Raw genomic sequence first — 4,767 nt, 5'->3', positions numbered from 1 at the left:
AAAGCAACACAGCGATTCGCCTTTATGCAACAGTCTCCGTTGGCAGGTGGCAGTCATAGCACGGGTCGTTTCGTTAATCCTTAGACAGATAATAATCGTATGAGACAAAGACAGATATTGGGAATTTTACTCTTCGTGCTCCTCTTAGGAGCTGGGAGTAGCTGGGCACAGACGGCAGACCAAAAGCAGGTCTACGAAGCTTATGTACAGCGAGATGTCAACAGCTGGAAGCGAGTCATAGACCGTATGCACGCTGAGCCAAATAAGAGCTACGCACGCATTGCCGAGCTGGTCGAGTATGAGTATGGCTACATCGCTGAGTGCATCCTGCGCGATCGAAATAGCGAGGCGGAGCAATACCTCAAGCGCTACAAAGCACATGTGGACTACCTCATCGAGTGCGACTACAAGACCGCCGAGATGACCGCCTATCTATCGGCTTACTACACTTATCGTATCGGCATATCGTGGCTCCGAGCAGCGCTCGTGGGCAATAAGAGCATTAGTCTGATGAATCGCTCGATCAAGATGGACAAGCAAAACGCCATCGGTCTGATCCAGCGAGGCAATGCGCAGTACTTCGCACCCGCTTTCTTCAAGGGAGATGCGAAGAGGGGTGCTATTGACTACTTTCTTCGAGCAGAGCGTGCGATGGTTTCGCAGGGCAAGAGCAAGGGGTCGTGGCTTTACTTGAGTCTCCTAATCCAGATTGCCGAGTGCTACGTAGGTGTCGGCGAGCAGACGCAGGCAGAGGCATGGTATCGCAAGGTTATATCCCTAGAGCCTCGGCTGACTTGGGCTCTCGACAGTAAGTACCTAGAGAACAAGCAGAAGCACGGACAGCAATAGAGCAAAGTAGGAGCCATGTCCTTCCAATTAACCTCAAAGTATAAGCCGACGGGCGACCAGCCAGAGGCTATTGCTCAGCTCTCGCAGGGGGTGCGTGATGGGTTGCCTCATCAGACGCTCCTCGGTGTGACGGGTTCGGGCAAGACCTTTACCATCGCCAATGTGATCCAGCAGGTGGATCGACCGACGCTGGTCATTAGCCACAACAAGACGTTGGCAGCTCAGCTGTACAGCGAGTTCAAGGCCTTCTTCCCCAACAATGCGGTGGAGTACTTCGTCTCCTACTACGACTACTACCAGCCAGAGGCTTATCTGATCAATACGGATACCTATATAGAGAAGGACATGGCGATCAATGCGGAGCTGGACAAGCTGCGACTACGTGCTACCGCTTCGCTGCTCTCGGGTCGTCGCGACGTGATTGTAGTCGCTTCGGTCTCCTGCATCTACGGTATGGCCAATCCGAATGACTTCGAGAATAAGATCATCAAGCTGGAGGTGGGCATGCAGATCGAGCGGGATGCGCTGATGCGACGCCTGGCGGAGTCTTACTATGTCAACAATAAGGCGGACTTCGTGAGTGGTTCCTTTCGGGTGAAGGGAGATACGATCGATATCTTTCCCGCCATTGAGTCCTTTGAGGGAGTGGCTTACCGCATTGAGCTGTGGGACGATGAGATTGATCGGATCACCATCATTGACCCAGTCTCGGCGGAGAGCCAGGGGACACTGGACAATCTACGCATCTACCCCGCCAACCTCTTTGTGACGACGGAGGAGCAGACGCAACGTGCCATCGTTGAGATCAAAAAGGATCTGGGCGACCGCACGGCCGAGCTGGAGCGCGAGGGTCATCTCTTTGAGGCGAAGCGACTCTATGAGCGTGTCTCCTATGACTTGGAAATGATCAAGGCGGTGGGCTACTGCTCGGGCATTGAGAACTACTCGCGCTATTTCGATGGTCGCAAGCCGGGCGAGCGTCCCTTCTGCTTGATGGACTACTTCCCCGATGACTACCTACTGGTCATTGATGAGAGCCACGTGTCGATACCACAGATACGAGCGATGTATGGCGGAGACAGGGCGCGCAAGACCACTTTGGTGGAGTATGGCTTTCGTCTGCCAGCGGCTTTGGACAATAGACCGCTGGAGTTTAGCGAGTTTGTCAATCTGACGAACCAAGTGATCTACGTCAGCGCCACGCCGGCCGACTACGAGCTCAACATGAGCGAGGGCGTAGTGGTCGAGCAGGTGATACGTCCTACGGGACTGCTGGACCCGCCCATCGAGATACGCCCCACGGAGCATCAGGTGGACGATCTGATGGAGGAGATCGTCATACGCACGGAGCGCAACGAGCGGACGCTGGTCACGACCCTGACGAAGCGTATGGCGGAGGAGCTGAGCGACTACCTCATACGAGCGGGCATCAAGTGCGCCTACATACACAGCGATGTGGACACGCTGGAGCGTATCCAGATTATGGACAGTCTGCGTGAAGGCGCTTACGATGTTTTGGTCGGAGTCAACCTCTTACGTGAGGGACTGGACTTTCCCGAGGTCTCGCTCGTTGCTATACTGGATGCGGACAAGGAGGGCTTCCTCCGCTCGCACCGTTCGCTCACCCAGACGGCAGGGCGTGCCGCCCGCAATGTGCACGGGCTGGTCATCTTCTATGCGGACAGCATCACCGACAGTATGCAGGCGACCATCGACGAGACCAACCGCCGCCGTGCTAAGCAGATAGCCTACAATGAGGAGCATCACATCACCCCGACACAGGTGGTGAGCAAGCGAACGAATGCGCTCTCGCAGGAGGGCTATGTAACAACAAAATCCTCGGCACAAGCCGAAGCTTATGTCGAGGAGGAGATAGCTGTCGCCTCACCTGTCGCTGAGTACCTCACGCAGGACAAGCTCCCAGAGCTAATTGAGCAGGTACGCAAGCAAATGTATGCCGCCGCCAAGGAGCTCAACTTCGTCGAAGCAGCGCGTCTACGTGACGAGATGTACGCACTGCAGAGCCGCCTAGAGGATCAAAAGAGAGACTGTTGCAAAAGTTAACAGTCTCACAATCTTGCAAGCAAGATTGTCCAGACTTTGCAGAAAGGATGAAGCGCAAGGCGCTGAGGGTGAGGTCTGAAGGGAGCATACCTCCGTATGTGACCGAAGCCGAATCCCGAAAGCAACACAGCGATTCGCCTTTATGCAACAGTCTCAAAAGAAGTAACCCTCCGCCTGGTCTGAGTAGTTAGTCGTGCCACAGCTTATCACGCAGCTCCTCTTGAAGTTTATCTAGCCACTTGAGGGCGTCCATCGGGCAGATGTGACGTGTAGAGACCATCAGGATACGATATATCATCCAGTCACAGAGCCACACCTTATCCTCCAGCTTCAAGTCACAGGCGAAGTGTGGCACTGAGGCACCGAGAGTCTCTGGTTCTGTCACCAGTTTGGCTTGCTCTAGTTGCTCGGAGAGCGGGCTAGGCACGACGAGCTCACTTGATTGCGATGCTATAGGGACCACAGGAAGGTGCGTCTGAGACGCTACTGTGGATGGCGTCGCCAATGAGGAGTCACGACCACTCGTTGAGGTGATACGCATATGCCACTCATCATAAGACTCGCTAAGCGATGCGATGGCAAATTCAGAGGGCGTGTAGCATAGGAGCGCTTCGTCTATAGGCTTCTGATCTATCATAATCGGATAGTTCGAGAGTTGCTGTAGCGGTATATTCAGCATACAGTAATACCACTTAGACCTAGGCTGATGATGTGAAGTCACTGTGATGGGAGATATCAAGTGAGAGAAGAGGTAGGCTGAGTATTCAAACGCTTGATAGAATAGTCCCCGTCGATAGAGATAGATGTGAGATCTATTGCTCTGCTCGCTGATTAGTATATCACGGATTTTGGACATAAGTTGGTTTGTATAGTGTATTGTGTATTGTGTGTATGTCGACCAGAGTAGAGCGATAGCTCCGCCTCGCCACCCAGTCTCTTCAGCCATCACTGATGGACAGAGCGGTGACCGCACACTGCGTGGCGGGCGAAGCGCAACGATATTAGTTATTGTAGCTTGTCTCGGAAGGGGCGCACGGTGCAACGATTCGTCTGATCGCTGTAGCCGACGCCCGCGTCCGTGTAGCGGAAGTCCACGCAGTAGGCATAGCGACTGCTGTACTCCGTGGCAGACCAGTAGCCCCCGATGGAACCACGATTGCTGCCCGAGCCCGAACCATTCTTGTAGTAATTGAAGCCAGTTGCAGGCAGGTAAATCGTCTTGACGTACTTGCTTACCTTAGGATTAGCAAAGTACTCCTTATTAAGCTTCTCTATAGTCAAGGTAGCCTTGACAGGTACAGACTCTATCTTGAGTACCTTCTGACCAGCGATAGGACCATCTACCCAAGAGTAGCGCCAAGCGGAGCGATAGGTGTCGTTGTCCTTATAGCGGATCATATAGGTAGCAGACTCGGCACTAATCTGCTTGTAATCCTGCAGGCAAGCCATCGTTGTTACCGTAGAACTTGGCGCTACGGGGATCTGAACCGTTAGAGAGACATCCTTCTCTGTTTTGTCTTGGTTGAAGTGGATATAAACTTGACTACTCCATTCAGACCCTAGGATAGCAGTCCACTCGTAGCGAGTAGGTAGGTGATAGCCATCAGGCATCTGAAGAGCCTTAGCCTCTGCCCAAGTGAAGTAACCTGTGTTACCAGCTTCGTTGGTCTGGCTCGTGGTAAACTTCTTACCCGTGATATCGATGTTGTACTCAGCGACAGCGTTGAGGAGGTTCTTACCGCTAAGGTTGACCGTAGGATCTGCCGTTACTGTACCTAGTGCCTCTAGATCCTCGTCGGTGTAGTTGCCGAGGTCGGTGGCTTCGTTCCAGTCTAGCACCTTGACGACAATCTT

Annotated in this window: 3 protein-coding genes and 1 pseudogene; 2 read left to right on the top strand and 2 right to left on the bottom strand. The window is 53.3% G+C overall.

Going from position 1 to position 4,767, the window contains the following annotated elements:
* Nucleotides 1-99 precede the first annotated feature (99 nt).
* Together Q0X57_RS07575 and uvrB are read left to right on the top strand one after the other, a co-directional pair.
* Nucleotides 100-849: a hypothetical protein gene (locus tag Q0X57_RS07575; protein WP_297729799.1), complete on the top strand. Its 750-nt coding sequence runs from the start codon at nt 100-102 to the stop codon at nt 847-849.
* Nucleotides 850-864: 15 nt separating this feature from the next.
* On the top strand, nt 865-2,913 hold the full coding sequence (gene uvrB, locus Q0X57_RS07570; RefSeq protein ID WP_297729797.1) for an excinuclease ABC subunit UvrB: 2,049 nt from the start codon (nt 865-867) through the stop codon (nt 2,911-2,913).
* 187 nt (nt 2,914-3,100) lie between these two features.
* On the opposite strand, the gene Q0X57_RS07565 is transcribed toward uvrB, so the two are convergent.
* Nucleotides 3,101-3,592, bottom strand: a complete 492-nt coding sequence (locus tag Q0X57_RS07565) for a hypothetical protein (protein ID WP_297729793.1) — start codon at nt 3,590-3,592, stop codon at nt 3,101-3,103.
* A gap of 326 nt (nt 3,593-3,918) precedes the next feature.
* Nucleotides 3,919-4,767, bottom strand: a pseudogene (locus Q0X57_RS07560) (hypothetical protein); the annotation flags it as partial.

The organism is uncultured Porphyromonas sp., assembly GCF_947254915.1.
In the GTDB taxonomy this organism is placed as follows: domain Bacteria; phylum Bacteroidota; class Bacteroidia; order Bacteroidales; family Porphyromonadaceae; genus Porphyromonas.
The sequence above is the reverse complement of the archived record's forward strand: the minus strand, read 5'-3'. Positions and strand labels throughout refer to the sequence as shown.

Bases quoted from the DNA above. Each gene is read 5' to 3' on its own strand.
- Q0X57_RS07565 (WP_297729793.1), bottom strand. From the start codon at position 3,592: ATGCTGAATATACCGCTACAGCAACTCTCGAACTATCCGATTATGATA.
- Q0X57_RS07575 (WP_297729799.1), top strand. From the start codon at position 100: ATGAGACAAAGACAGATATTGGGAATTTTACTCTTCGTGCTCCTCTTA.
- uvrB (WP_297729797.1), top strand. From the start codon at position 865: ATGTCCTTCCAATTAACCTCAAAGTATAAGCCGACGGGCGACCAGCCA.